General features: G+C 63.8%; 15 protein-coding genes. 5 read left to right on the forward strand and 10 right to left on the reverse strand.

From position 1 onward, the window contains the following. Nucleotides 1–575: 575 nt before the first annotated feature. The 3 genes from ACSTA4_RS06955 (at nucleotide 576) to ACSTA4_RS06965 (ending at nucleotide 4,536) form a co-directional block, all read left to right on the forward strand. Complete coding sequence (locus ACSTA4_RS06955; RefSeq protein WP_444962847.1) at nucleotides 576–1,337, forward strand: toll/interleukin-1 receptor domain-containing protein; 762 nt, start codon at nucleotides 576–578, stop codon at nucleotides 1,335–1,337. Further along, on the forward strand, nucleotides 1,337–3,406 hold the full coding sequence (locus ACSTA4_RS06960) for a hypothetical protein (protein ID WP_444962848.1): 2,070 nt from the start codon (nucleotides 1,337–1,339) through the stop codon (nucleotides 3,404–3,406). The genes ACSTA4_RS06955 and ACSTA4_RS06960 overlap by 1 nt, the downstream gene beginning before the upstream one ends. A 74-nt stretch (nucleotides 3,407–3,480) precedes the next feature. Next, a complete protein-coding gene (locus ACSTA4_RS06965; RefSeq protein ID WP_444962849.1) occupies nucleotides 3,481–4,536 on the forward strand; it encodes a hypothetical protein in 1,056 nt (351 codons plus the stop codon). 37 nt (nucleotides 4,537–4,573) lie between these two features. Here ACSTA4_RS06965 and ACSTA4_RS06970 read toward each other — a convergent pair whose 3' ends face one another. Continuing rightward, complete coding sequence (locus tag ACSTA4_RS06970; protein ID WP_444962850.1) at nucleotides 4,574–5,830, reverse strand: helix-turn-helix domain-containing protein; 1,257 nt, start codon at nucleotides 5,828–5,830, stop codon at nucleotides 4,574–4,576. Between the two features lie 317 nt (nucleotides 5,831–6,147). On the opposite strand from ACSTA4_RS06970, the gene ACSTA4_RS06975 reads away from it, so the two are divergent. Then, complete coding sequence (locus tag ACSTA4_RS06975; RefSeq protein WP_444962851.1) at nucleotides 6,148–6,870, forward strand: hypothetical protein; 723 nt, start codon at nucleotides 6,148–6,150, stop codon at nucleotides 6,868–6,870. 512 nt (nucleotides 6,871–7,382) lie between these two features. Here ACSTA4_RS06975 and brxL read toward each other — a convergent pair. The 7 genes from brxL to ACSTA4_RS07010 all read right to left on the reverse strand — a co-directional run bounded on the left by brxL (nucleotide 7,383) and on the right by ACSTA4_RS07010 (nucleotide 20,636). Beyond that, nucleotides 7,383–9,509: a BREX system Lon protease-like protein BrxL gene (gene brxL / locus ACSTA4_RS06980; RefSeq protein WP_444962852.1), complete on the reverse strand. Its 2,127-nt coding sequence runs from the start codon at nucleotides 9,507–9,509 to the stop codon at nucleotides 7,383–7,385. Nucleotides 9,510–9,523: 14 nt separating this feature from the next. Beyond that, nucleotides 9,524–12,019: a BREX-1 system phosphatase PglZ type A gene (gene pglZ, locus ACSTA4_RS06985; RefSeq protein WP_444962853.1), complete on the reverse strand. Its 2,496-nt coding sequence runs from the start codon at nucleotides 12,017–12,019 to the stop codon at nucleotides 9,524–9,526. Nucleotides 12,020–12,061: 42 nt separating this feature from the next. Further along, the gene (gene pglX / locus ACSTA4_RS06990; RefSeq protein ID WP_444962854.1) at nucleotides 12,062–15,592 is read right to left on the reverse strand and encodes a BREX-1 system adenine-specific DNA-methyltransferase PglX; all 3,531 of its coding nucleotides are present in this window, start codon (nucleotides 15,590–15,592) and stop codon (nucleotides 12,062–12,064) included. 12 nt (nucleotides 15,593–15,604) lie between these two features. Beyond that, nucleotides 15,605–19,126: a BREX system P-loop protein BrxC gene (gene brxC / locus ACSTA4_RS06995; protein ID WP_444964112.1), complete on the reverse strand. Its 3,522-nt coding sequence runs from the start codon at nucleotides 19,124–19,126 to the stop codon at nucleotides 15,605–15,607. A 5-nt stretch (nucleotides 19,127–19,131) separates the two neighbouring features. Continuing rightward, nucleotides 19,132–19,731, reverse strand: coding sequence for a DUF1788 domain-containing protein (locus tag ACSTA4_RS07000; protein WP_444962855.1), 600 nt, complete (start codon nucleotides 19,729–19,731; stop codon nucleotides 19,132–19,134). Then, nucleotides 19,718–20,347 (reverse strand): DUF1819 family protein, encoded by a 630-nt coding sequence (locus tag ACSTA4_RS07005; RefSeq protein WP_444962856.1) that lies wholly within the window; start codon nucleotides 20,345–20,347, stop codon nucleotides 19,718–19,720. Before ACSTA4_RS07005 ends, ACSTA4_RS07000 begins: the two co-directional genes overlap by 14 nt. A gap of 88 nt (nucleotides 20,348–20,435) precedes the next feature. After that, on the reverse strand, nucleotides 20,436–20,636 hold the full coding sequence (locus tag ACSTA4_RS07010; RefSeq protein WP_444962857.1) for a helix-turn-helix domain-containing protein: 201 nt from the start codon (nucleotides 20,634–20,636) through the stop codon (nucleotides 20,436–20,438). Nucleotides 20,637–21,025: 389 nt separating this feature from the next. Between ACSTA4_RS07010 and gltX the strand changes: the two genes are divergently transcribed. Next, a complete protein-coding gene (gene gltX / locus ACSTA4_RS07015; RefSeq protein ID WP_444962858.1) occupies nucleotides 21,026–22,441 on the forward strand; it encodes a glutamate--tRNA ligase in 1,416 nt (471 codons plus the stop codon). Nucleotides 22,442–23,706: 1,265 nt separating this feature from the next. Here gltX and ACSTA4_RS07020 read toward each other — a convergent pair. Together ACSTA4_RS07020 and ACSTA4_RS07025 are read right to left on the reverse strand one after the other, a co-directional pair. Then, complete coding sequence (locus ACSTA4_RS07020; protein WP_444962859.1) at nucleotides 23,707–24,606, reverse strand: sulfatase-like hydrolase/transferase; 900 nt, start codon at nucleotides 24,604–24,606, stop codon at nucleotides 23,707–23,709. Nucleotides 24,607–24,610: 4 nt separating this feature from the next. Then, on the reverse strand, nucleotides 24,611–25,858 hold the full coding sequence (locus ACSTA4_RS07025) for a methionine adenosyltransferase (protein ID WP_444962860.1): 1,248 nt from the start codon (nucleotides 25,856–25,858) through the stop codon (nucleotides 24,611–24,613). Nucleotides 25,859–26,003 lie beyond the last annotated feature (145 nt).

Below are 26,003 nucleotides of genomic sequence, written 5' to 3' on the forward strand. Positions count from 1 at the left end.
GAATCCAGTAGTCTAATTCTGTTCGGTCGAGGTCAGTAGTTCTCCCGCCACTCCCCAGACCGGTGGTTCATCAGCGGACGTCCGTCCGTGTGTACTCCCGGTACCACCGACCTGCCCTCCACCAGGGGCAGGGCGAGCTGCTCGTACGGCTGATCGGTTCCTGTTCCCCGGCTGCCGGGTCAGCCGTCGGAGAACAACGAGATGAAGGCGGTGCTGTTGAGGTGCCTGGAACCGTCTTCGGTCTGGTCCGCTCGCCTCCTTTGTGCTCCAGGCCTTCGGTGTACCGGTGGATGGTTCCGAAGTGCTCGGGTATGGAGTACACGCCCGCGATGAGGTCCGTGCCTGCGGGGCGTCCGTGCCTGCGGCGCGCACCTTCTATGTGCCCTGCACTGTCGAGGACCTTGTTGACCTGGTCGGGTGAATCGGGGCCATGTGTGCGGGGTTTCCCGTTTCCCGTTCGACGGGCCCCGGGAAAACGTGTCCCTCGGCCTTTTCCGGTGGCTGCGGGGGCTCCAGGATCAGTCACTGGGCACATCATCCGCTTGCCCGACCGTGACTGACAAGAAGGGGTTTCCATGCCGGGGTGCTTCATCAACTACAGGACGGGCGACGGCGAGCACGTCGCCACGCTGATCGACCGCGAGCTCAAGCAACGCTTCGGTTCAGGCGAAGTGTTCCGGGCCAGCCGTTCGATCGACGCTGGCCAAGACTACGTACGTGCACTGGACGCGGCCGTGCGCCGATGCGAGGTCCTCGTCGCGATCATCGGTCCCGCATGGCTCGACAGCCCGCACAGGTCCGGCGGCGATGGACGAGCCCTCGATGACCCCGACGACTGGACCCGCCGGGAGATCGCCACGGCCCTGTCCCTTGGTACCCCGGTCATTCCCATCTTGTTCGACGGGGCCGCCCGACTGCGCCCAGCTGACCTGCCCGAGGACATGAGGGGACTGGCCCGCTGCCAGAACCGACGTCTCCACCACCGCTCGGCCGAATCCGACCTGGCGGACATCATTGAGGCCGTGGAGGTGGCCGCTCCCCGCCTTGGAGACATGGGCGAGGACGAGAGCTCCGAAGGTGACTCCGGCCAGTCGTCAGGTGGCGGCGTGGCCAACACCATGCGCGACGTGAGCGGTGGAACGGTCGCTCAGAGCCGTGAGTTCCACGGGGTCAACGGGATCAGCGGCAGGACCGGTGACATGGTGTTCGGCAACTCCGGCCCGGTGAACACGGGCACGGGCCCCCAGTACAACGGTTCCACCGTGCACAACGGCACCGGCGACCAGATCGGGGTCCAGCGGGTTCACGGCTCCCGTAACGGTGGGGAGAGCCGGTGATGTCACCAGGAGCGGCACCGGAGACGGTCGTCGCGGGCAACGATGGCGCGGTGAACACGGGGGAGGGCTCGCAGTACAACGGTTCCTCCGTGCACAACGGCACCGGTAATCAGAACATCAGCACGATCTTCGTTGGCACCGAGTACGCCAGGTTCGCCATGGACGAGCGGGGACGACCGCGTCATCTCGGCATCGTGGTCACCTCTCGGCGCCTTGAGGACCTGCGTGCCAGGTACGTCGCCCCGCCCGGATACGACGAGAAGGAACGGCGCAGGGAACTAGATGCGCACGGAGTCCTCGTCGTATCCGGCCCTGAGGGAGTGGGCAGGCGTACCACCGCGCAGCTGACCCTCGTCCCCAAGGGGAGGGAGCACGAGGTCGACCTGCGCGAGGTCCAGGTGGAGGCCGACCCCCGGCCCGTGCTCGACGCGGGGGAGGTCCAGAACGGTGAACGGCTCCTGGTGGACCTGACGGGGCCCGTACCCGCCCTTGAGCTGAGCCGGGACCTCCTCGCCCTGGTTTCGCAGGTCCGGAAGGAGGGGGCATGGCTGGTCCTTCTTGTGAACGAGGGAGACATCCGAGATCTCCCGGACGACCTGCGCGAACGGTCGGTCGTCCTGCGCCACCCCGACAGGGTGTCCGTCCTGGAGAGGCATCTGAGCCGGTACGGACTCGTGTCCGGCGCGGCCGAGCCGTCCCGGAACGACGTTCCAGAGGCGGGGACTCCCGTGCCGTTCTCCAAGTCGGTGACCACCTGGCTCAGCCACGCGTCGATGTCGGAGATCGAGGAGCTGGCACGCCGCGCTGGCGACGAACGCCGTACGGCCTCCGGCCGGGGAAGTGTCCAGGAATGGCTCGACCGGGCACTAGGACACGGACACCCGGACGTGGACCGGGCTCTGGACAGAGCGGGAGGACGTGAGCGCGCGATCCTGTTGGCCGCCGCGTTCCTCGAAGGCGCCAGACTCGACCACCACTCCGCCGCTGTCGAACGCCTCCTCCCGGCTGTCCGCGCCCCTGAGGACGAGACCCCGCCCCTGGAACGGAAACGGTTCACTACTCAGCTCAAGAGAGTGGGCGTCACCATCACCGAGGACCGGCGCATCGGTTTCTCCTCCCCCGGATACGGGCGCGCCCTACGTGCTGCGTTCTGGGACGCCTGTCCTCACCTGCAGGCCGAGTTCGCGTCCTGGATCGACGCGTGTGTGACCGACCCGGAACTGCCTCCGGAGAACCGGGACACCGTGGCCGAACGGTGGGCCGAGCAGGCGCTGCGCACCCACCGCCTGTCGGAGCTCCTCGTACGAGTGGATGCGTGGGCCGATGGACACGGACCACAAGCCGCCCTCCTGCTCTCCTCTGCGCTGGCGGACGCCCGGCACGGCACGGCGACCCGCCAACAGGTCTACGTGTGGGCCCGCAACCGCACGCTGCCAAGGGCACTGGCCTACGCCCTGGTGGCGGTATGCGCGAAAGACCTCGTCATCACCCATCCCGACCAGGCGTTGGTCCGGCTGCACCATCTGGCCGACAACGCCGACCCCAAGGCGGCCGAGGCCGCCCGGTCGACGCTGTCCCGGCTGGCCGACGACCCCGTCCTGTACCGGCTTCTGCTGCGCAGGGTCAGCAACAAGCTCGCTGGGCCCGACAGGAGAAACCGTGAGGTCGACCGGCTTCTGTTCTGGGACCTGACCGCACCGGCCATGGTCATCGGCGGCTGTCGGCCCCAGACCGTGCGTCGTGATGTCACCGCGTGGACGGCCACGGGACTGCCCGTCGTGCTTGCCCGTGGCCCCCACACGGCAGCTCACTATGGTGAACGGCTCCTCAGCCACCCGGGAGCCCTGCCCGGCCTCCTCGTGGACCTGCTGGTCACGGCCGCGATGGATACCGGCTGCCTCTCCTCCCTCTACACCGCTGCCCTGCGTTGGTCCGGCGTAGACGGAACCGCGTCCGGTGCTTTCGCTCCCCGTTCGGTTCGGGCCGACCGCCTTCTACGCCGCATCGACGCCGCGCAGGGGCTCGACCTGTCCCCTCCGGACCCGACACGGAAGGACCCCGCCCCGTGAACTCTCACGTGCGTAATCGTGTTCTGATCATGGGCGCTGCCCTCGTTGTCGTTCCCGCCGTCCTCTATCCCCTGGTGGGAACGTGGACATGGTTGTGGGCGCCGCTACTGCTCATGCTCCTCGCCCTGGGGCTGTTGTTGAGCGCTGTCGCGGGCGGCCAGCCTCCGCTGCCCACCACGACCACAGCCACCGTGCGCCATGAGCCCCGGTCGGCCCGGGTCCATGAGACTCGGATGGCGAGCCTGACCGATGACTACGAGTTCGTGTTCTCCGCCGACGTCCGCTGGAGGTGGACCGACGGGCCCGACGCGAGGCTGCGCAACCCCGCGAGGGCCGCGGAGAACGCGATCGTGACGGCGGCGCGTGTCGAGACGGCCAAGTACCGGGCGGGCGAGGTCGACGTGGCACGCCATGCCCTGGCAGCCCGACTCGGAGAGGCGGTACCGATCCACGGCGGCATCCTGGAGGTGTGGGCCGACGACGTGCTGCTCAGCCTTCCGGAGGAGGACGCCGACCGCCTGCGGCAGCTCGCCGATCTGCGCAAGGAGAACAACAGGTGGGAGGTGGAGCGTTCCGTCGAACGAACCAAGCGCGCCTACTTCGCCGACGACGTCTTCGCCACTCCGGGCAACGCGGTCATCTGGGACCTGGTGCGCAACGGCGCCAATGTCGAGACCACGATGGGGAGGGTGGGTTCGCTCGCCCAGCTTTCGGAGGCTGGAAAGGGTAAGGACCTGGCCGATCTGCGTGAGCGGCTACGGGAGTGGGAGCCGCAGCCGGCTCCGGCGGCGGAGGGCATGGAAGCCGAGGACGGTGGGGGTTTCGGGAGGTTCCACACGGACGCCGGACCTGGGTGGCGCGCGGAGAGTCCCGCTGACGATCGCGGGGAAGCCCCCGCCGACCAGGCCGAGTCTCTGGCGGAGATGATCGCCTCCGTCGAGGACGACGACCAACGCACCATGCTCGCTGACCGGTTCGTCCGTGTCCTGGAGCGCAGTCCCCTCGCTCATCTGGCACCACGGCTTCGCCAGCGTTTCGACCTTCCTGGAACCACATCGAGTGAACCCGACGCCGATCCCCGCGAAGACGACGGGAAACCGGACGAAGGAGACCCCGGTCCAGGGGTGTAGAACCGGCGCCCGCCCGTCGTAACGGGCGGGCGCCCACTCACGGTTGGTGCAGTGCGGCCACGAGCCGAGGGCCCAGGTCACGTACCGCCCCGTGCCCGTGATGGCGTGCCAGAGCCTGGGACAGACGGCGCAGATCGGCCACGATCGTCGCCGAACCGGACGCCGCCGCACCCTCCAGCAGGTCCCGCGTCAGGGAGCACGCGTGGTCGACCTCTCCTGCCAGAGCGTGTGCCAGTGCCCTGCGGACTCCGAATCTGGTCCGAGCCCGTACCGCGGACTCCGGAAGCCGGAGCACCTCCTCGTCCAGGATCCGCGCTCCCTCCTCGAATCGGCCCAGATCCACCAGACACCACCCTCGGGCGACGCCCACGGGATCGGCCACGTGTGAGGAGCCGAGGACTTCCGGGGAGAGTGGGCCGTCCGAATTCGGCAGTAGCCCGCGGGCGCGTTCCAGGGAACGCTCGCACGACACCAGATCCCCCCTCAGGGCATGCCCCTGAGCCTCACGTTTGGCCGCCAACCCGAGTACCCTCGCCGAGGCTCCGGGCTTCGAGAGCACACGTCTGGCGAGTGCGACCGTCCGGGCTCCGTCGTGGGCGTACATCGCGACCAGGGCTTGGCGTACGTGCGCATACGCGCCCATCTCCCGGTCTCCGGCCGCGGCGGCCATTGTTACGGCGGTGTCGGTCCACCACAGCGCCGCCTTGTTGTCGCCCGCTTCCTGCGCCATCCACCCCGCGTACTCGGCGAAGCGGGAGGCCAGGGACAGGGCCGCCGACGCTGAGCGTTCATCCGTGCCCGTCGCCAGGTGACGCAACGCGTTGGCCTGCGCCACCGCCAGGGGTAGGACGACGCGGGGCGGGGTCTGTTGACCGAGCGCGCGAAGCGCCGCGAACTGTCCACGGAACCACCCCAGTGTCTCCGGGGCAGCGGGGGCGGGGCCGGCGGCCATCGTCATCAGAGAGGCGGCCCCGGCGGACAGCGCGGTACGACGGTCGATTCCGGTGAATTCGGTTCTGCCGTCATCCTCCATGCGAAGAATCCACACCTCCTGGCTGTGGGAGGGCACCTTCGGTGCTGGATCCCCGGAAGGGTTCCGGGCGGGAGCAAGGGTGAGGAGTGTGCCGTCCGCGCCGAGCGCGGTGTCACAGGCGACGGCGGCCTCGGGGGTCGGCGGCTTGGCTCCGGTTTCCAGCTTGCTCAGGTACCCCTTGCTGTAGTGGGTCGCCCGGGCCAGATCGGCCAGGGACATCCGGGCTTCCTGCCGGCGTCGGCGGAGCTCGGCACCGAACATTCTCGTCGCCTTCCCGTACGGAGGAGGAGTACTTGCCAGGTGCCCACGAAGGGGGAAACGGGCGACGATGGGAATGCCCGGGAGGCCGCCCGGCAAACGGGCCACTGGTCCCTGTGGCCGGTGGATTCACGGCTGACGTTCACAGAAAAGCGTCCCCAGGCGAAGACCTGTCATCGTGCCTCGTGTATCCCTGGACCGAACCGGTAGGAGACGGAACTGGGGGTGCTCACATGGGGCTGGACGCCTGCGTGCCCTGCCGCTGCTGGAGGGACGGGCGGCTCAGCACGCCGCCGCCCGTGGACCCGTCCCTCATCCGTATGGATGAGAAGGAAGGGTTCGTCGATCTCGTCGTGCCCTACGAGGGTCACGAGGTCCTCCACCATCGAATGGACGACTGGAGGGCGAACGCCGCCTGCCCGCACGAGGAGATGGAGCTGGTGTCTGAGCGGATCTCCAACTGGTCGGGGGTGGAGTGGTTCCGTAAGGCGATTGACGAGGCCGGGGAGCATCGTTTTCCGGTGCTGGCGAGCCGCCTCCCCCGCGCGAACGGAGGGTTTCTTGAGCCGGAGGAGGCCGCGGCGATGCTGTCGGAGCTGCGCGACCTCGCCGGAAGCACGGACCTTGGCAGGCGGACCCTGCTTGTCGGTGAGGAGTCGGACCGACCGATCCTCCAGCACACCGGATCAGGCCAGGGCGTGTTCGGGCGCGGTGTGCGTTCCCGCTTCCGAATGGGGCTGGACCCTGACGGGTTCTTCGTGGAGGACACGGAAACCGATTCTCCCGTGGAGCTCTTCCGGTCATCGGGGTTCGCCCAGCAGGAGGCGGGAGAGGGTGAGGTGCGCTTCACAGCGCTCGACCATGACGGGCACCTCACCGTGCCCTGGCCGTATCTCCTGGGACAGAGCGGGAGACGCCCTCCCAAGGTCCTCCGGGTCCGCGAAGCCGCGCTGACGGCGGAGGACGTGCGTTACATCGTCAGTCCGCTCATCACCGTCTGCCAAGCGGCGGTCGACACGGACGCCCGTGTCCACTGGTGCTGAGCCCTCCAGCGCACCGGAGTGACTCCCCTCCTTCGGGTCCGTGGCCATCCGATGATCGTCATGGAGTACGCGAAGACGGGGGCGACGCGGACCGGTGTACGTCTCGATTCATCCCAGCACACACGAAAGGCCCTGACCCTGCGATGTCATCGCAGGGTCAGGGCCTTTCGGCTCTGGGGTGAGTGACGGGACTTGAACTGTGGTGGGGGAGTGTTCTGACCTGCGGAAATGCGAGAAGTCGCAGGTAGTGGGGAAGGTGATCACTCGGTTGTGCCGCGTTGCCCCACGTTTCGTTGGGAGGTGTGCACCCTCCGGGTGCACACATTTGACCCGTCTGGTGCACCCTCACGGGTGCACCTCAGGAATTTTGCTGCTTGGGCAGGGCTGAACCAGGGACCCGGAAAAGTCAGGGGTGCAGACGTGTAGGAGGGCAGGCCTCCTTGCAGTATGTAGGCTGGTGGGCCTCGGTGATGTTGTCGAAGCTCGGCCTACCTTTCGACATAAGCGAGTTGTCATTGTTTGCGCTCACGGAGGTAGGTGATGCCGAAGGCGAAGACCTGGCGGAATTCCTGACGCCGGGAGCCCAGATCGAACTGACTGCCGGAGCCCTTCTGGAAGATGTCGAGGCCGCGGCCGAGGAGGAGCTTCCATCCATGGTCGGTGCGGATCGACCGGTCGTGGATGCTCCCGTCCCAGGTGACAGTGAAGTGGATACCGACGGTGGCGGTGCTGTCTTGGATGTCCTTGAGCATGAGAAGGTGCTGCTGGGCGTACTCTCCGCGGTCTGCCTTGGTCACGAGCGTCACCGCGATCTCATCGGCGGGGTCCTTGCTGGCTGCCAGTAGGGCGAGCAGATCGACGAGGTTGCGGCCCTGGTGAGGTAGACGGATGTAGGGGTCGACGATGGTGATCTCGGTGGCGCCGCGCAGGTACGGCATGAGCAGATTCTCGTAGGAGACCCCGCGTTGGTTTTCGTGGAACTCGCGGTGGCCTTCGAACAGTTGAGGAATTGCCTCGACCCCAAGCGGCGCGGTCGCTACTGGATCCTCATCCTCGACCGCAAGCTGGGAAGGATCGGACGAATCGGTGCTGCCCTCGGCCTCGACGCGGCGTGCCTGGTAGTAGTCGGGATACTCGTCCTCTTCGAGTGTGGTGACGCTGTGCCATGCGCCGGTCTTGTCGGTGTAGCCGAAGTTGACGGCGGCCATGGTGGTGTCGATGCGCAGGATTTGGTCCTTGACACGCTTGCGTCCCTCGATGGCGAAGCGGAGCAGGTCCTCGATCTCTGCCGGGGTCGCATCGCCAGTGGGGTAGATGAGCTTCATGAGGCCGGAGAAGGTCTTGTGGATGCCATCGCGGTCTCGCGTGGAGATGTCCGATCCGAGGGCGAAGTGCTGCTGGTAGCGGTCGGAGTAGTCGGTGTTGCGCATCGACCGGAGCACTTCTGCGATGTAGTCGACGACGAATCCGTAGCCGGAGGAGAACATCTCGCTGCGGATCGTGTCGACCTCCCAGCCGGGGATATAGAAGTGGAGCCGGTCGAGGTAGGCGGAGTCGTGGTAAGCCTCAGGCAGCTCGTCGAACAGGTCGGAGTTCTTGAGCATGTAGGGCACATTGTGCGAGGTGTTACCGACGAACACCATCGACGCTTCGGCTCCGAGGGTCTCGACGCCACGGGAGAACGATTTGTTTGCCATGTAGTTCTTCATGATGTCGACAAGCGCCTTGTCGGTGCGCTTTTTCTTGCCCGCGAACTCATCGAACGCGACGACATCCCAATAGCCAACAAGGCCGATGCGGCCGTTGGCGTTGTTAACGAAGAGCTTCGGGACGGTGACCTCGCCGCCTGAGATCAGCATGCCATGCGGTGAGAACTCGGAGTAGATGTGGGACTTACCGGTGCCCTTCGGTCCCAGCTCGACGAGGTTGTAGTTGCGCTCGGCGAACGGGATTAGCCGCACGAGCTGCAGCAGCTTTGCCCGCCGTCCGAACAACTCAGGATTGAACCCGATGGACTGGATCAGGAGGTCGATCCACTCCTCGGTGTTGAAGCCCTCGCGCGAGGTGAGGTAGCCCTCGTAGTCGAAGCTCGCCATCTGGATCGGCTTCAGGCTCCCCAGAATCCACGGCACGACCCGCGCGTCGTCGCTGTGGAAGTACTCGATGTCGCAGATGCACCACACGCCGCCGACGAGCAGCTTCGGGTTCGACTTCACCGTTGTCGGTTCGACGATCACGCCGCCCAGGCCAAGGTTAGCGAACGACGCCTCGTACACATCCTGTTTGTCGTTCAGTGTCACAGTGACCTTGTCGATGATCCGGTGACGGCCCTTCTCGCGGATGGTGGACTTCACCAGTTCCGACTCGTTGCGATGCACGTAGTGGTCGGCAAGAATCTTGCGCACCGCGTCGATACCAGCCTGGATTGTCGCCTCATTGTCGGAGGCGGCGTACTGGCCGAGCAGGTACTCCAACACGTAGGAGGGGACGATCGCGTTGCCCTTGACGGCCTTCACGAGGTCTTTGCGGACGACGGACCCACCGAACAGCAGGTTGATCTTGTAGTCGAGGTCGCTCTGCTGTGGTGTGTTTGTATCGGCGCTGCGTTCCTCGCCAGAGGGGTTCTCGGTGTCCGTCATGGTCGCTGCTTCCCCTAAAAATCGAAGTCCGACGTGAACGAGCGCTTGAGCAGGTACTGAACCCGCTGATAGACGCGCCACTGGGTGGTGTTGGGTATCTGCTCTTCGAGTCGGAACTCGACGGATCGGTTGTTGAACTCGTTGGCGTCCTGGCTGAGCAGCATCCGTGCGCTCTGGTAACGGTCGCGCTTGTCATCGGAGGGCTGGTCGAAGATCAGTTCGGGCTGGTTCGAGATCAGGGTCTCGCCGATGTAGATGCTAGCCCTCAGCGTGCGTGGCTGTACCTTCTCGCTGACCGGCTCGGACTGGAAGAGTTTCACGACGAGTTGACCGGTGGTGATCTTGTCGGTCTCAGGCAGCACCTCAACGTTGACGGGGCGAGTGTCGCTCTTACGCTTCTTGTTGACCGTCAGCACCGGCACGACGACTTCCTGAAGGGAAGCGCCCCCGTGAACGAACCGTGAACCTGCGCCGGGCAGCTTGAGCCGGTGGATCGACTTGGGAACCTGCACTTCAAGGTCACTGCTGAGCCCGAGCTGTTTAGGTTCAAACTTCCGGAACGCGGAGTCGACTTTGAGCCCCCGTCCGAGCACATAGCGGCGGTTTGTCACCACGAGATCGTCGCCTTGCGGTTTAGTCGAGAGGTAGGACGCATCGGCAAGCGCGGTGTCTTGGTAGAGGAAGCCGTGGTCGGCGGTCACGAGGATGTTCGTGGCGTTGGCGTTCGTCAGCCGCTTGATCAGGTCAACGAGATCGCGTAGCGCGTCATCGGCGGCCTCAAACACCTGCCGTTCGGTGCGGGCTTTGTCGCCGGTCGCGTCGATCCGGTCGTGGTACACGTACAGCACCTGGTGCGCGCCGTATAGCTCGCGCAGCTCGCCGCGCGGCATCGCAAGGACTTCTTCAGCCTGGATCGCGAACCCATTCACCCGAGCCAGCACCTTGTTGCGGTTCCCTGTTCCGTCGGAACGCTGGCCATCGACGAGCACCGGATCGCCATCGTGGGAGTGACCCAGTGTCTTGTGCGGCAAGAGGGCTGCCATGCCGAGTTGGGTGTAGCTCGGGATGACGCCGAGCATCGCGCCGAGCGTTGCGTCGAACCGGTCTTCTTGACGGATGCGTGACCGCAACTCGTCAGCGACCTCGTAACGCAGAGCGTCGGAGATGATGACAACGGCCTTCCGGTTGCCCTTGCGGACGATCGGCTCGACGTGATCGGCGAAGAAGCTCGTCTGCGGACGCAGCGTCACCGAACGCCAGTCGTCCACGGCATCGACTTGCTGTTGCCAGGTGTTGCCGAGTTCGTAGAGGAACCGGTTCGCGTAGTTCTTCTCCACCTCGGCCCGGAGCGTTTCGAGCGGGCCAGCGTACTCGGTTGTGCGAGCGGCGAAGTGGAACTGCCGGTAGAGCTGGTCGATGCGGAACCAGTTCTTGCGATATCGGTCGAGCCCTTCGTTGAACGAGGCGATCTCGAACCTCGCGGTCGCGAGTTCGCTTAGCAGGTCTGAGGCGGCGCCAAGCGCCGTGTATAGCCTCTGATAGCCGTCGGCCCAGATGCTGCTCTGGCGAGCACGGATGGTCTCGGAAACCTCGCGCGCGCTCATCGTCCGTCCGACGATGGCGTGTGTAAGCGCGCTGATGACCTTGCGTTCCACGTCCTCGAAGAGGTCGTTGCCCACGAGGTCGGAGAGTTCGGCATCCTCGATGCTGTTGGCGTAGTTCAGGCTTTCCGATGCCCGTCGGGCTAGCGTGGCGAGGGCATCGGCGCTGCGCCGGTCGTTGCGCAGGCTCGCGAAGTCGAGCTGAATGTTGCGCAGCGCACCCGGGGTGTCTGATGCGAAGCCGTCGACAGCCTGGCGGAACATCCACAGCACGAAGTCATCGACGCTGGGCTCGCTCGCTTCATAGCCGTAGATCTTGGCAGTTCCAGCCCAATGGAAAACATCGAGCCCTTGCTCGGCCAAAGCCTCATACTTGTCGCTGGCGCCGCGTGCGTTCTCGATCAGCAACGTGCGCGTGAGCTCCAGCATACTGTGCTTACTCTGGGTGAGGAGCACCGCACACATTTTCGCGCGCAACTTGTCCGGGTCATCAGTGGCTGCGAGCAATGCTTTGAGGCTCTGCACCCGCTTAGCAGTGCGGAAGAACTTCTCATAGTTGCGCACAACGTCATCGATCCCGCTGCCAGTGAGGCCGAGCTCTTGGCGCACGAGCGCGGTCCGGTCAGCAGTGAAGACCCCGTAGGTCAGCTCAAGGTCCAGCAGCCAGTTTCCCGTGTCCGGAGGCACGACGCCTGCGCGGTAGATGAGGAACCTGTCGGCTGGCTCATCGTGGAGCACCCGGTTCTTCACCGCGTACTCGTTGTTCTCGACTCGCAGTGTGGTGACGCCCGCTAGGTCAAGGGCATCAAGATCCGAGGCATATTCGCAGTCGGTGTCATGCCAGAAGACGAGACGCTGCGACTCGAACCGCTGTTCCAGGTGGGGAAGGACCGCGCTGAGTGAACTCATTCGGCTTCCTCCGGTTCCGAGGCACCACTGCTCCGAGCGTTCTTACTCATTGGCTGCCTCCAACCCTGTGATCTTCTTGAGGGCCGGGTAGAACTTCGGGTAGTTGGCCTTCACCCCATCATCAAGGTCGATCGCGATCTGCTGCGATGCCAACGGGTAGAGCACATCATGCTCGTACTCGCCCAGTTCTAGCAGCACCTTGTGGAGCCACTCGGCTTCCTTCAGCGCCGCAGCTTTCTCACGGGGAGTACCATCCCCGGCAGCGAGACGCTCCTGGTGCTGAAGGTTCGCCTCCAGCTTCGATTTGAAATCACGAAGGTATTCGCTCAGCACCGTTGAGGCCGTAGACGGCGTGTAGCGGTGCATGTAGACCAGCGCGTTGAATGACCCCTTCGCGCTTGAGAACAGCCAGTAGATCGGCCGCTTCTTGTACCGCTTCACATGATCGTCGTAGAACTTCGACCGCCCAGCACGAGTGATGAAGTACTCTCGCAGCGATTTGACGCCGAGTGATTCCTCAATAAATCGAAGGTTCTCCTCGAAGTGCTGATCGCCGAACGCTGTTCGCAGAAACTGCCGGAACCGTACCACGATGTCGTCCTCAAACCAGTCACCATCAACGATCGGGAGGACGTTGTCGGTGTCAGGCATGAACGTTGGCGTGGGCACTTTCGAGAGGTAGTCCTGCACCGTCGCACCCTGGTCGGCGAGGATCAGGCCCTGCTCGTCGAGGCTAAAGCGTCCAAACATGCAGCCGACCGCATAGGAGACAAGATCCTTCACTGTATCCTGCCGGAACAAGCTGTCGTGTTGGTCCTTTGGCTTTCCTGAGTACCTGAAGGCTGGATTGTGCTTGAGAGTCACTCTCTCCAGTGGTACGTCGGGCTGCACTTCGTGGCCGAGATTGTAGAGCTCTGCGATGGCTTCATTGTTTGATTTTTCGAGTTCTTGTTGTCGAAGGGTGAGTTTTCTCCAGTGCTCGCCGTACTCCTCGAATGACTCGCCTAGCGGTCGGGCGTTCGCGGATGCAACAAGAGGGTTCGACGTGAAATCCCAGGAATTCTCGGACTCATCCCAATCTGTCTTCGAATTGGAGTGAAGCTTATTAACGATACTCAGAAGTTCCTCTGAGTTGGTGTGCGTAAGTACGGGTATGCTGCCAACGTCTTCCGCGACAAAGGACATGGTTGGCGATTTGGCCTCAAGGAGCAACTGTACCAGTGACGAGTTGCAGATTCCCATGAGGAGGGTGGCCTCCTGCTCGGAGCTGGCGTAGACCGATTTCGCGGCAGACCCCAATACGAAGCCCTGGGGGTAGCGTCGGAAGGCTGGCGAGCCAGTTGAAATCTTCGACCACGAGACGCAAGGTCGGAAATAGAACTGCGGGCTGCGAACAGTAGATTTGGGGCGTTCTGCAAGTATCTCCGCGCCACCGTTTTGCCAGTTGATCACGTGCTCTTGGTTCCCGTACCATTTGCGGAAGTCTCCGCCCTTATTGAATGGAAACCACTTTGCGCCACTCATTTTGGCCGCGTCAGGTGTAGGGGCATCAAGGAGGCGCGAGTGTGTTGACACCTCCCACCACATGCGAACGAATCGATCAGCATCGGAACTCGACAGGCCTTCGCGTAGTTCAGCTACATTGCCTAAGGGCTTCCCAAGGGTGAAAGCGTGCCGCAAATCATCCGGAAGCCAGTAGACGATCGGGGTTCCTGGGATTTCAGAGAATGTCGCACCGGAACTCGTGAAAAGCGGTCCGGGGTCGCCAGCTGCAGCACTTAGCAGCGTCTGCGCCTTCTCGGACTCAGTGCGTTCCTCGACCGCCCGCACGTACGTACCTCGGCTAGATGATGACCGACCAAGTTGAAGGACAAAGGCTGTGGTGGATACGACTGCGCCGCCGATCGAGTCGAATGCCCGCTCGCCGAGATGCACCATTGTTGATGGGGGCGCTGATAGGAGGATTCGCTCACGTAGCCTCTCGAATGATGCGAGGAACATCCAGGACTGCATCGTGATCATGGCGACATAGCCGGATGGCGAGGCAAGGCGCATGCACGTTTCGATGAACATGGCGAACAGGTCTGTCTTGCTCGTGGGGTAGGCATTCTTCGCATAGGACGCAAGTGCGGAGCCCATATTTCCGGCACCCATGTAAGGAGGGTTGGCGACAACGACGGTGTGCCGAGGCGCGAGAAACTCAGCCTGGGTGACGGCTCGCTTCGCTCGATTGAGCAACGCTGCTAGGAGGATGTCCCCATCATCGTCAAGCCGGGCGATGCGCTGCTTCAGCAGCGTAGTGAGACCGGGGTCTGGTCTTACTAACGATCCCAGGGTGTCGCTGTGCTGGAACTGGTTCCAGAAGACCGACTCAGCCTCGCGGTCCCCACCAGGGGTAAGCAGAAGCTCGATCTCGTCCGGTGTGAAGCTGATCGGGTTGAGCACGCAGATATTCGGTTGAACCTGCTTGTTAAAGAACGTGCGACGCTTCGCGCGAGCTTTCATCGCGAGTGCGAATGCTGCTAGTGACCCCGCACGCGGATCGATTTCTGTACCATACAGGTTGTGGATGAGGATCAGCTCGGGAATCTCCGAGGGGGCGTATCCCTCCTCCTCATAGATAGCGTAGAGGAGGTCGAAGGCGTAAGTGAGCATATGCCCGGAGCCGCAGGCCGGATCGATGACTTTCAACTCCTCGGGGCTGTTGAGCCTGAGGAAGTCGGTCTCTTCATCGATCGGGGCGATATAGTAGTCCATCTGCTTGACGAGCTGGGACGAGGGGTGGTTCAGCATCCAGAGACGGCCGAGGGAGTTCTCGACAAGGTAGCGGACGATCCAGTGCGGGGTGAACAACTGGGTCGCAGCGGGAATATCGGTGGCGCCCGCCTTATTGCCCCTTTTGAACCCGGCGAAGACCTCGTCTTTCCGCTCAGAGATATAGAACTGGTACAACCAACCGATCACCTCAACATCACGACAGACCACTTCCGTGAGTACGGTGGCAGCGCGGGTGAGCACTGAGTCTGCCGCGAGGAGGTTCGCGGGGATAAGGAGTTCGGTGTAGTCCCCCTCGCGCTCAAACATAAACGGCATGGCACGGTTCCAGTAGCGGCAGTACTCGGCGAGTAGCAGCGTGTACGCCTCTCCCTGGGCGTCTGTGCTGGATCGAGTGCCGTCGAGGAGGCCGGTAATGGTGTCGCGGGTCTGCTTATTGCTGATGACGGTGGGATCGATACTGCCGCGCTTGGCGTCGGCAAGTACCTCTGGCTGTCCGTTCTGTTGGCCGTGGGCAGGCGAGACGACACCGACTCCGGTGTACCTGTTGGCATCCATGAAACGCAGGGCGATGATGCGGTTGAACCAGGTGTAGGCGACCTTATCGGCGACCGCGTCTTTGCCCTTGGTACCGCCGCCGGTGGCGGTGATGTCGCGTTCGAGCATGGTGACGGCACGCTGGTTCTCGACTCGCTCTGGTGACGCGGGGGCGAGCACGGTGGTCAGGCGAGCACTGATCTGCGTGATGAGTTCGCGCCTGGCCCAGGTGGCGAAGCTTTTCAGCAGTGCGGTTTCCATGTGGGTCGTCTCCTACAGCGCGATGCGCTTGTCGTCCTTGAGGGCCTGCACTAGTGCCGTGCGCAGCGCGTCGAGGTATTGATTAACGTCCTCCTCGGTCTCCAGGATGCCGTTGAGGCCGGTGGCGCTGATGCTCTTGATCGAGATGGTTTGTTTTTTCGATGGCGCCGGAGCTGGCGGGTTGCTGTCATCAGTGCTGCTGGTGCGGGGGGATGCGGCGAGCTGGTCAAGGATGGCGGGGTAAGTGCGCTCTTCGAAGGTGTTCGCGATATCGCGGATGACGGCGATCTGGCTCTCGCGACCGATTCGATCGAGGATCGAGCTGACCTTCTGGCTTACATCTTGCTGGGCGTCGTCCGTGGCTTCCCGATAGATGGCGCTGCTCTGGAGGGGCGCCCAACGGGAGTCGATCTGCAGCAGTGCTTCGTCGCGTTTGGCAATGATCTCGTCCTTGATTCGTGACCGGAGTTCAACGGCGGCGGCCTTGAGTTTGGTCATCCGGTTGCCGCGGAAGGCCTGCGGGTCATCGAGGAGCTGCGCCACTTCCTGGCTGCTGCCGGAGGGTAGGTAGTTAAGATTGCTGGCGTTGTCGGCCAGCAACTCGGTTGCTTCGTCAAAAATCTTCCGCTGAGTACCACCAAGAAACGCCTGGATGGGATCGATGGTGTCGGTCTTCGAATCGAGCAGATCGTCGGCGCTGACGAAGTCTGTCAGGTACCAATCATCCGGTTTGCCAACGACGGATTCAAGCAGGGTGATGGACGCGTTGAGCTGAGAGATGAAAGGGTACTTCGAGCTATTGACTCGTGCCTTGAGTTCGTCGATTTTGGCGCGAAGACCTTCGTTGGTGTGCCGCGCCAGTTCGAGCGGGTCTTTCGGCGAGGTGGGCTCGTCAAAGAAGTCTGTGCAGAAAGCGCGCAGCGCCGTGACCTTGCGCTGGTCGAAGGTCTTCTGCGGTGTGACGACGGCATGGGAGTGCTTCTGTGTGTTCCGCAGTGCGGCAGCGACCTCGCTGCGCTTGAGGATGTTCGAGTCGACGGTCAGGGTGATCTTCGAGGTGCCGACGAGCCATGCGATGACGACCTCGATAGAAGCGAGGTCCCAGCCGTAGGGCTTGGCCTGGAAATGATCAACGATCTTCTTCACCGTAACCCGCTCACCACGCCGCTCACGCTGCATCAGGTACGACAGCACCTCGTTGGCTGGCACGGCGAGTGCGTGGATTGAGGAGTCATCGATTATCGCGGACTGGTCAGGGCTCGTGAACCCGGCGACCTGTTGCTCGGAATAGGTGTGCCCTCCGAGCAGACTGAGTTGCGTATAGGTCCGTGCGATGAGGTCCTGGAACCCTCCAGTGATCCGTGTGATCGCGTCCGGTGACCCCACCGTGAGGTCCGCGCCGTTGATCACGAGATCGGCTCGACCGACAGCGCGACGGATGCGCTCAACCAGTTCCTTTTCCCGCATAGCGTTCTGGGTCGCCTTGGCTCGCAGAATCTGTTCTTCAGTTGGGGATAGCGAGCTGGTCTGCTTGCGCTTGGTGTACTTCTCCGTCTTGATTAGCAGCCGCAGGTCGGCCAGCACCCGATCGTCGGGGGCGAGGATCACGCGCAGCTCGTCCTTGCCTGCCGAGTGCATTCGGATCTCTTCGGGGCCGTAAGGGTACTCGGGGGTGATGAAGTGAAGGGAGAGTTCCCGCTGTTGGCCAAATGCCTGGTCGTCGAGTTTGTATCCGAACCCGAAGTCCTGTCCGTTCTTGGCATAGCGCATCTTGGAGGTCTTAATGACATCTCCGGAGAGAACCTTGTTGAGCCGGGTGGAAAGCTCTGAGGAGTCGATCTCGACATTCTTGATCTCTTCCTCGATCACCTGCTCTTCGTTGGTCAGGTACTCGTAGACGTTACCGTTGCGCTGCACGTAGGTCTGCGTCTCCAACAGCGTCAGCGCTTCCTGTACTTGTTTGGACAGCGTCGGCAGATCGAGCTCGAACCGGTCGTAGACCAGCACGGTTAGGTTACGCGGTGTTGCCTGGAAGCTCTCCACGTACTTCACCAGGAACAGCGCTTTGAGTAGCTGCACCGCGAGCCTCGTGACCGGCGAGCCACTGTCGGGCAAGTCGCGCTCGGCCCGGTCGATCGAGCGCTGCGCCGCGGACTTCAGCGATGCACGGATGCCGGCGAACATGCTGTCGAAGGTGGCCAGTGCGCCGATCTCGACGTTGCCGATGTCCTTAGCGACCTGCTGGACAACGCCAAGCATGGAGCGCTCACCGACGGAGCTGTTACGGCCTTCGAAGACGTTGTGGTCGGAGATGCCCTCGATCGCGGCCTGGAACAGAGGGAACTGGTAGCTCACGAATGGGTAGGTGCCGACGAAGTGGGCCTTGTCGGTGAAGTTGCGATAGGTCTTGGCGCCATCCACGAAGTCGAACAGCGTCTTGAAGTTTGCCGCCTCCTGCGCATACACCGCTTCGAGCACCTTGGTGCCTTTGTCGTTCTTCTCCAGCAGGCGCTTGCGGATGACCTCTTCCACGTCGGCTGATGTGAGCTTGACGCGGGTCTTGAACCGAGCCTGAATCTTCGAGAAGTCGTTGCCCTGCTGCTTGGTGCGGTCTCCGACAACCTTGTCCATGTCCTCCTGCGATGTCACGAATACCCAGGCCCGGCCGCTGCATTTCGTGTTCAGGGACTCAGCAATCGTCTGAAGGTTCAGCATAAGGTGCGTGTTCGAGCCGATAAACTGTCCGACCTCATCGACGAAGAAGTTCAGCCGGTAGCCGGCCGGTTGCCTGTCTAGCCAGGTGCGAACCTCATCAGCGAAGTCGTCGATCGATACCGAGTAGGTGTCCTGGTACGTCTTTAGGATGTCGGGAGCGTTCAATGCATCCAGGCCGGTGATCTGGGCGTATGCTTCGTTAACCTGGCGACGCACCGTCGGAAGACCGAAGCTCGGCCGACGCTCCACCCAGTCGCGGCCGGACACCGATCGGAAGGCGTCTTTGAAAGCCTCCAGTTGGCCCTCGTCATCGAGCTGTCGCTCGAAACGGGCGATGTGGCCTTGGTCGCCGTAATAGCCGCGGGACTCATTGAAGACCTTCACGAACACCCTCAGCAGGGCGTCGCTCTGATCCTTGCTGATCAGCGTGGCCTTCTGGTCGATGTTGAACAGTAGGCTCTTCGCCGGGATGCGGTCGGCCTGGTCGAGCAGTGGCGGCAGGAAGGCATCCTCCGCCTTGGTGCGGAAGCTTTCCGAGACACGCTCCCGAGGAAAATCGTCGCCCTCCACGTCACCGAGAAGGTGCGCGAGCATCTTCAACAGGTGCGACTTACCGGAGCCGAAGAAGCCAGAAACCCACACACCGTTCGCGTTGGTGTAGTTCGTGTACGCCTCAAGCAGCGACTCCAGCCCTTTGGCCGCCTCGTTGGTCAGGACGTACTCGTCGACCTCGGTGCCCAGGTGCGCAATGTCGTCGGCCTTGATGACTCCCTCGATAGGGCGCTGGACATCCTTGGCGAAAATCTCGGTGAGGTGCATGGCGGTCACGGTTCCTGTTCCAGAATGTTTTTGGCGCGGTAGTACTGGTCGTCTTTCAATCTGCCGAACAGGACCAGCGACGAGCCGAGGGTGTCGGACTGCTCGTAGCGACCAGGGAAGAACATGAGCATCGGTCGGCCCAGCACGACGCTCTGCAGGTTGTTGAGCACGTTGTGGGAACGGATGTAGGGGAAGACTTCGCCGATCCCCGTGAGGAACACGATGTCGAATCCGCCATCGGCGAGCCGCTCCCGAATCACAGGTGCGAGGTGCTGCTGCGGGTTGAGCATGGATTGCAACATCTCGGAGAACTCGGCCTTGTCCAGATCAGGCTCGACTTCAAGTACTTCGTCCCAGTCACCGCGATCCTTGAGGACCTCGACGGATAGGTCATAGAGGTTGATCTCGCGAATCTCGATGCCCTTGCTCGCCAGCAGGTTTTTGACCCGCTTCTTCGCCTTCGTCACGTCGAGGGCATGCTCGGGCTCGTAAGGGTAGATGAAAAACGGTACCTCGTTCGACAGACCCTCCATCTTCAAGAAACGATCACCACTGAGCACCGCAAACAGGTGCTCTTCTTGGCGAGTGAGTTCATGCGGTGTCACAACGCACCCCCTTGCTGTCGTGAGCCGGGAGAAACCGGACATCGCTCGGAGTCTGCGCGTCGAGCGCCTCTCGGAAACGCTCGGTAATAGACGTGTGGACGATCTCGCTGGCGACGATCAGGCCAGCCTCTGTCAGCATCCGGAACACTGTCGAGCGGAGTTTCTGCAACGTCGAATCCTTCACTTCAGCGAGTTCTGGGTGCCACAGAGACTTACCTCGGACGAAGCTGTCAAAGTCGTCGTAGCTCAGCGTCGGCATGAGTAGCAGGAACCGCTCCCTGACGACCTCCTCAGCAAAGTCGCCGATGAGCGCGTACCGGCGGCATGCTGCGACCCACATCAGGTGACCGCGCTCACTGGGACTTGCGTCTCGCAGCAACTCCAATTCCGAATAGGTGAGCACAGCCAACCGCTGGGCGACTTCGCGCGCTAGCCGGACCCCCGACGATGTAGTTCTCGCCTGAAGCAGATTCTCCGCGCGGAGCTGCTCACGAACGGCTCCCCAATCACGTGTCTCAAGGTAGAGCGGCGCAACAATCACGGCCTCCCGGGCCAGGAGCGCACCGCTGGTGAACGACAGCGCGTAGCGGCCGTGCGTCTGAGACGTGACGCTCATCTAGTGCCTCCTTCCGGTTGTTGGTCAGTGGATCAAGATACGGGGTGTCACCGATACACAGCGATGGCGGCTCAGCGCGGTGAGCTGCTCATTCTGGCGGAGAGGTCTCGGACGAGACCGCGGCGCCGCCTCGCCGTACCCAGTCGTCGACCTCACTCGCCTTGAACTTCCAGAGGCGCCCGACTTTGTGCGCGGGCATCGTTTTCTTGACGATCCAGGCGTAGACGGTGTCTTTGGTGACCCCGAGATGGGCGGCGATGTCGTCAGCGGACAGCCACGGCTCAGCCACGTCGGCTCTCCCTCGCGCTCCGTGACCCCGGGCGGGCCAACGCCCTCGATGATATCGGGGCTGTGCCGCTTCAACCGGGTTTCTCCGGGTGTGGCCGAACGAAGCGGTGCTTCGCGCGGATGCTGCGGTGTCTCTCAGGACTGAATGTGCTCGGCGAGCCATGCGATCACCACCTCGTGCTATCGGTCAGGGTCTGAGGTGCCCCGAGGTTTCCGGACAAGGTCCTCGAACTCCACGGCATCACTCCAGACCAACCCGTATGGATCTGAACCGCGAGAACTCCGGGGCCCTGCATGAAGGTTTGAGGTGTTGGAGGAAACCCCCTGACTCTTCCTCTCGGATCACTGTCCGGCTTCGATACAGCAGGTGATCGCGCTAGGCTCTGGGCCGTGACTGACACCTCGATCCGCACCAGGTTCGCACCCTCTCCGACCGGCATGTTCCACGTGGGCAACGCCCGGTCCCTGCTGCTGAACTGGGTGGTCGCACGACAATCCGGCGGCACCATGGTGCTGCGGATCGAGGACACCGACGCCGCCCGCTCCCGCCCCGAGTGGACCGAGGGCATCCTGGCCGCCATGGCCTGGCTGGGCGTGGACGCCACCCAGTACGAGGGCCCCTACTCCCAGACCGACTACGCCGACCAGCACACCGAGGCCGCCCAACGCCTGCGCAAGGAAGGCCTGGCCTACTACTGCGACTGCACCCGCGAACAGGTCCAGGCCCGGCGCGACAACCCCAACCTGGGCTACGACGGGTTCTGCCGCGACCGCGGTCTGGAGGCCGGGCCGGGGCGTGCGCTGCGTTTCCGGATTTCCGGGGGCGGGCCCACGGTTGTGGAGGACCAGATCCGGGGGCGGGTGGAGTTCCCGCACGAGGCCCTGGAGGACTTCGTCATCGCCCGCGCTGACAGCACTGCCCTGTTCGTGCTGGCCAACGTGGTCGACGACGTCGAGATGGGCATCACCCACGTCATTCGCGGTGAGGAACACCTGTCCAACACTCCCAAGCAGCAGCTCCTGTGGGAGGCACTCGGGCACACGCCGCCGGTGTGGGCGCACGCCCCGGTACTGGTGAACGAGAAGCGCCAGAAGCTGTCCAAGCGCCGCGACAAGGTCGCCATGGAGTCCTACCAGGCCGAGGGCTTCCTTCCCGAGGCCATGGTCAACTACCTGATGCTGCTGGGCTGGGCGCCCGGGGACGACCGCGAGATCATGCCCATCGAGGAGATGATCCCGCTCTTCGCGCTGTCGGATGTGAACTCCTCGCCCGCCTTCTTCGACGAGAAGAAGCTGCGCGCCTTCAACGGCGACTACATCCGCGCCCTGGACGTGGACGAGTTCGTCAAGCGCTGCGCCCCCTACCTGGAGGGTGAGGACGTGCCGTGGCGGCGTGAGGACTTCGACCCGGGCGTCTTCGCCACGATCGCCCCGTTGGCGCAGAGCCGAGTGGCGGTGCTCAACGAGATCGTGCCGAACGTGGACTTCCTGTTCCTGGACGCCCCGGTCTTCGATGACAAGAGCTGGGCCAAGGCCATGAAGCCCGGGATCGGCGCGGAGATGCTCACCGCCTCGATCGCCGCCTTCTCCGACGAGTCCCTGACCTGGGACGCCGAGTCCTTGAAGGGAGCCCTTGAGCAGGCCGGGGCCGCCCAAGGGCTCAAGCTCGGCAAGGCTCAGGCCCCGGTGCGGGTCGCGGTCACCGGCCGCACGGTCGGCTTGCCGCTGTTCGAGTCGCTGGAGTTGCTGGGCCGGGAGCGCGCACTGGAGCGACTGCGCGCGGCGCTGGAGCGGCTCAACGCCTGACGAGCTGAGGCCAGCCGCAGGGGCACCAACCACGGAGGAAGAACTTCCAGGAGTTCTGATGCTGCGGGCCCGTCCCGCTGACCGGTGAGCACCCAGCGCACCGGATGCGGAGGCGGGCCCTTGGCCATGTCGCGTAACCAGGAGTCCAGCCACCACCACGCCTCCTCCGCCTGGTCGGGAGGTAGTTCATGGTCGATCTCGATGTCGGTGAGTGCCCGGCACAGTCGGACCTGTTGGGACAGCGGACGCGGGTAGCACTGGGTGATCCACGTGGTGACGCGCGGGGGCGCCCCCGGGCAGCGGTCATCCAGTTCCTGTTTGGCCACCTCTGGAGTGAGGGTGACGGACACCTTCCGCTCCAGGGACCGTAGACGTCGTTCGTCTAGAAGGCTGTCCCCGTGGTGGGGAAGAACCGTACGGACCTGGTCCACCAGGTCGGAGAAGCTGACCGGCAGAGCAGCTGGTTGCAGTTGGCTCAGGTACGGCTCAGCGAGGAAGCACCGCAGCGTCGAGGGCCTGACGCCCTGTTCGAGCAGGTCTGAGATACGAGGTACTACAGACCCCGGCTCCAGCAGTTTGGACAGGAACAGGTGCGCCGGAGGGCGCCTTCCCTCGTTCAGGGCCCAGTACAGGCGGACCTGGACGGGTGTGGCGTCGCGTTTGTCGGTGCCCCGGACGATTAAGGTCGTGCGCTGTTCGATGTCATCCACGACCGTGGCCAGATGCCACAGGGCCCGCCCGTCACCGCGCATGAGCGGAACCGTCGCCTGCGCCGGAGTGAGGGCTGTGGTGGCGTTTACCGCCACGGAGGCGGTCAGAGCTTTGGAACAGGTGCCCTGTGCGGCTATGAGCCGGTCCGTGGCAGCCACATCGAGGCAAACGAGCCCTCGCCTCATCACCAGAAGTCCTCGGGCGTCCAGCCGCCGTAGGGCCTGCCGGTACCGGTCGCCTCGTCGGCTCTGACGGAAGGCCTCGTCCTTGACCGGTATCTGAGTCACCCGCGTGAGCTCTCGGAACAACCGGGGCCGGTGTTCGTCGCGGCTGCGCAGGCTGTCGCTGTCATCCCACCGAACGGACACGTGCGCGCTGACACCGAGACGTTGCGCGGCGCTGTGAGCCAGAAGCGCGGTGAGCAGGTGCGTGCGCAGGACACCGACGCGAAAGGACGCGTGGTTGGGGGAGATGCCCAGCCGTGTCCGGACTCCCTCGGAGGAAGCCGTGATGAGTGCGGGGTGCACGAACCAGGGTTGGAGGCCGGCCATGGCTCATCCCCCGCCCAACACGCCGCACCACAGGGGCACCGTGGCGACCGTCGGATGCGGGTGTGCATGGCCGAACCTGCCGCCTTCTCCGAACTCCTCGCCGTGGTCGGCGCAGACCACCACCAAGGGGCACCGTGCCTCCAGCCGTGAGAACAGATCGCCCAAACGGGTATCGGCCCATTCCAGGGCGCGCCTCTGCATGTCCAGGAGTACTTCGATGTCTTCAGCGGTCAGCAGGTCATCGTCGGAGTCGTTCTGCTGGGAGTCGTGCAGTTGGTAGAGGCGTTGGAGGAGTGCCTTGTTCCGCTTGGTGAGGGGGCTGAAGGGGGTCGTGTAGGGGATGTGCGTGCTGGAGCAGTTGACGAACAGGAAGAACCGTTCGGCCTCCAGACACAGGTCCGCGAGCATCCGAGTGTGGGCCAACGGCAGGTCTTCACCGCGATCGGCCACACGAGCCCTTGGAGTGGCTGAGGGGCGGCAGGGCCGACCGAAGTAGTGGAACTCCGGGAACAGTCTCGGCAGGCCGTTGGCCGGCTCCGAGGAGTCGAAGAAGGTCACGCCGCCCGCACCCACCACTCGGTAGCCCTTACCGCTGTAGTGCGCCATCAGCGTGGGCCCGTCGAAAGGGACGGCGTGGCGCTTCGAGGGCCGGGCCGCGGCTGAACGCCAGATGGTGTCCACGCTGTTTCCACCGAGTGGGAAAGGCACTGAGACCGGCCGGGGCAGGAAACCGTTGAACAACGCGGCGTGGGCGGGGAGCGTATAGGTTCCCGGGCTCTCGGCCTTCAGCAGCGGACCGAGTTTCGCCAGGTTCGGGGTGCGCGCGCTCGCCGCGACGTCATAGCGGCACGAGTCCAAGGTGACCAGGACGACGCTGAGCCCGGCCAGGTCGATGTCCGTCATCGGCTCACACCTCCAGGACCAGCGACGGGTCGCGGAAACGGTCGATCGGGGACAGCGTGAGCAGGCGCTCGGAGAGCAGCGGAAGCTCGGCCAGCGTCGCGGCGGTCAACTCCTCCACGGCATCGCGGTCGAGACGGCTGCCGCGCCGTGCCAGTCGAACGCCCACGAACGAAGGGGCGTCCAGGCGATCGCCGTTGCGCGAGACAAGCACGACCTCGTTGGGCACACCGAGCTTGGCGTGGATGCGGTCAGCCAGGCGCGCGGCGGCGAGCGTGTACAGCTTCCCGGTGTGGTGCACGGGGTTCTTCCCGGCCAGGGCCTCCACCCCCACGCCGCCGCTGGCGGAGATGACGCCGTTGGCCTTGTTGCCCCGGCCGACGAGCCCGCAGTCGCCCTTGCCCAGCGATGTCCCGAAGGGCGCGAGGTAGGCACCGCTGCCGTGGTCCTTGGTGTTGACGCTCAACCGCGTCAGCCACGGTTTCCGCCGGACGATCGGGTGCTCGTTGATGAAGGCGTCGAGGCGGTCGTACGCCTCGGATACCAGGGCCGTGTACTCACGGTGTGAGCCGACCGCCTCGGGGTGCACCGGAAGGCAGACCGTCACCTCCAGCACGCTCCCCGACCGGACCAGCATGACCTTGACGTCGGAACCGAGGCCGTCGAGCCCGTCCTTGAAGGAGGAACCGTTGACGTGGTTCTCCACGTCGACCGCCAGGACGTCCAAGGGATCAGCAGGGGCGTAAGCGCTACAGAAGGCCGTGTCGTTGGCCAGCGCGCCGCCACCCGGTACACGGCACTCCTCGTCAGCGGAGGGACGGTAGAACGTGGCGGGGTGGTCCGCTCCGATACCCGCGGTGTTCTCCACGAAGCTGCGCACGGAACGGACGATGTCCTTACTACCGGTCGCCTCGGCCAGGACGTCCTCGACCGCCGCCCGGAATAGTCCTTCGATCGGGATGGACCGGTCGCCCACCGAGCGCGTCACCTTGCCGAACAGGTACGCGCTGATGGGCTTGTGAACCGTGTAGCGGCCGAAGACGACCTCAGCCTCGGCGCCGACCAGGGCGACCTTGTCCACCCAGTGGTTCGGGACCGCTCCAAAGCGGTCGAGTCCGTGGAGTGAGTAGCGACGGGAGAACTCCTCCGCGATGAGGTCGGCGAGCGAGTCGGGGTGACCGATGCCCTTGCGTTCGACCACGTTGAACCCGGAGTCCGTGCTGGGAACGAGGACTTCATGGCAGGTTATGCGCATTGACTGTTTCCTCTTTAGTCAAGTCCGTTAACGAGTTTCGAGGGAATGTCGGATGAGAGGGATGGACGGGCCTTCCCTGCGGCCAGGCGGGGTGTTAGGAAGTTAAGGCCACATTCTCCGCGTGACCCGGAAAGAAATTCCGGGG

The organism is Nocardiopsis sp. M1B1, from assembly GCF_052466615.1.

Excerpts from the sequence above, each read along its gene's own strand:
- ACSTA4_RS06955 (WP_444962847.1), top strand. The coding sequence starts at position 576 with ATGCCGGGGTGCTTCATCAACTACAGGACGGGCGACGGCGAGCACGTC.
- ACSTA4_RS06960 (WP_444962848.1), top strand. The coding sequence starts at position 1,337 with ATGTCACCAGGAGCGGCACCGGAGACGGTCGTCGCGGGCAACGATGGC.
- ACSTA4_RS06970 (WP_444962850.1), bottom strand. The coding sequence starts at position 5,830 with ATGTTCGGTGCCGAGCTCCGCCGACGCCGGCAGGAAGCCCGGATGTCC.
- ACSTA4_RS06975 (WP_444962851.1), top strand. The coding sequence starts at position 6,148 with ATGGATGAGAAGGAAGGGTTCGTCGATCTCGTCGTGCCCTACGAGGGT.
- brxL (WP_444962852.1), bottom strand. The coding sequence starts at position 9,509 with ATGACGGACACCGAGAACCCCTCTGGCGAGGAACGCAGCGCCGATACA.
- pglZ (WP_444962853.1), bottom strand. The coding sequence starts at position 12,019 with ATGAGTTCACTCAGCGCGGTCCTTCCCCACCTGGAACAGCGGTTCGAG.
- pglX (WP_444962854.1), bottom strand. The coding sequence starts at position 15,592 with ATGGAAACCGCACTGCTGAAAAGCTTCGCCACCTGGGCCAGGCGCGAA.
- brxC (WP_444964112.1), bottom strand. The coding sequence starts at position 19,126 with ATGCACCTCACCGAGATTTTCGCCAAGGATGTCCAGCGCCCTATCGAG.
- ACSTA4_RS07005 (WP_444962856.1), bottom strand. The coding sequence starts at position 20,347 with ATGAGCGTCACGTCTCAGACGCACGGCCGCTACGCGCTGTCGTTCACC.
- ACSTA4_RS07020 (WP_444962859.1), bottom strand. The coding sequence starts at position 24,606 with ATGACGGACATCGACCTGGCCGGGCTCAGCGTCGTCCTGGTCACCTTG.
- ACSTA4_RS07025 (WP_444962860.1), bottom strand. The coding sequence starts at position 25,858 with ATGCGCATAACCTGCCATGAAGTCCTCGTTCCCAGCACGGACTCCGGG.